Origin of the sequence: Vibrio genomosp. F10 str. 9ZD137 (assembly GCF_049974785.1) — a bacterium.
Classification (GTDB): Bacteria; Pseudomonadota; Gammaproteobacteria; order Enterobacterales; family Vibrionaceae; genus Vibrio.
In genome coordinates this window covers 1-1,412 of record NZ_JBNGCJ010000832.1, presented here as the reverse complement: position 1 = coordinate 1,412, position 1,412 = coordinate 1, and the positions used below count along the sequence as shown (strand labels likewise).

Here is a 1,412-nt window from a genome sequence, read left to right as displayed (position 1 = left end):
CCGTTCCGGTTATCGCGCCAGTCGTCGCAGAAAACTCGACACTTCAAGAGACCCGTGATACCGAAAAGGTCGTGACTCGTTTAACCACGACTATCGATGGGCTTGAGTATCGAGTCCCTTACACCAATGACCAAGACGGCCAATTTTATATGGAGCATGGTTTACCATGGAACCGCTTAGATTACACCGCGGCGACCGAAGTGTGTGATGCTATGAGTATGCGTTTACCGTTAGAAAAGGAATGGGAAACGTTACTGGCGGCGGAAATCATGCTTGATAACAATTGGCCGATGCACTTGCCTTATTGGGGATACGAGAAAAAAGGGCTGTTCACCAGCGGAAAGGTCAGTCAGTTGAAAGGGACCTCTCTTTTGAATATCGTGTGTGTCAAATAATACGGTAAGGGACTACGACGGTTTATCAATCTCTTTAGCTAATTGAAGGTATTTGTTTTCAACAAAATCTTTCTCTTTGCTGAGGTGTTGCATCTGCTGCTGAACCTCTTTTAGCTCTTGTTTCATCGCATCGACATCTTCATGACTGCCGCCTTGCTCAGCCTGCTGTTTGTATTCTTCAATCGTATTAATCAATTGCTCTTTTTCGGTTTGATACTGAATGGCGAGGTCCTGGAACCCTCCTGCTTCACTAATCTGAATATATTCTTGTTCTAGTTTCTCGAAATCTTTTTCGAGAAGCGCATTTTGTTCACGCAAACCTTCGACCGTATCTGTTTGTGAAAATAACTTTTTCTTCGTGATTTGTAATCCTTTGACGCTTTTATTCAAATCCCCTTTGAGCTTTCGAATGAGTTTATGAGATTTATTCAGCTTAAGATTTAAATCATCAATGGAAGCTTGCTCCTCTGCACTCACATGCTGGGCGGTAGAGCTACGCAGCAGTGCCATTTGGCTTTCTAATGCCTGTTGCAGTTGAATCAAGTCAGTGAGTGTGTCGTTGTTCTCTGAGGCATAATTAAGGGCGTTGTCGACGGATTGTTGGCACAGATGCAGAGTATTGTCATCGATGCCTTTGCTTGTGCTTGGTTTGTTGAACCCGTGCGCAAATTTTCGAAACTCTCGAATGATGAGGAGCAGAATAATGAACCAACCACTCAGAATCACTAAGCCAAGATCAATGGCGAGCATCCCGAGTATTTCTTCAGTCAGTAAATCCGTTATTGACATATTATTCACTTATTGCAGTGGTTTACTTAACAGGTAAGTTTAGTCGTTATAAAAATTTGTGCCTATACTTTGAACAGGTTACATCGAGGAAGATGAAAGTTTGTGAAGGTTCTAATTGTTGATGACAGTAAAGCGACGTTGGAAATTGTTCGGCGGTCACTTGAAAAATACCCGTATATGCGCTTATCGATTAATAAAGCCGATAGCGGTGCGGACGCGCTGGTACTG

Annotated in this window: 1 protein-coding gene and 2 pseudogenes; 2 read left to right on the top strand and 1 reads right to left on the bottom strand. The window is 43.1% G+C overall.

Translation table 11 applies throughout. The features are described from left to right. Window positions 1-395 (top strand): annotated as a pseudogene (locus ACP45E_RS18940) (SPOR domain-containing protein); the annotation flags it as partial. Window positions 396-407: 12 nt separating this feature from the next. On the opposite strand, the gene ACP45E_RS18935 reads toward ACP45E_RS18940, so the two are convergent. After that, on the bottom strand, window positions 408-1,184 hold the full coding sequence (locus ACP45E_RS18935; RefSeq protein ID WP_069585432.1) for a chromosome partitioning protein ParA: 777 nt from the start codon (window positions 1,182-1,184) through the stop codon (window positions 408-410). 102 nt (window positions 1,185-1,286) lie between these two features. Here ACP45E_RS18935 and ACP45E_RS18930 point away from each other — a divergent pair. Beyond that, window positions 1,287-1,412 (top strand): annotated as a pseudogene (locus ACP45E_RS18930) (response regulator); the annotation flags it as partial.

What these genes read in the sequence shown, in the direction of transcription:
- ACP45E_RS18935 (WP_069585432.1), bottom strand. Translation starts at nt 1,184, where the DNA reads ATGTCAATAACGGATTTACTGACTGAAGAAATACTCGGGATGCTCGCC.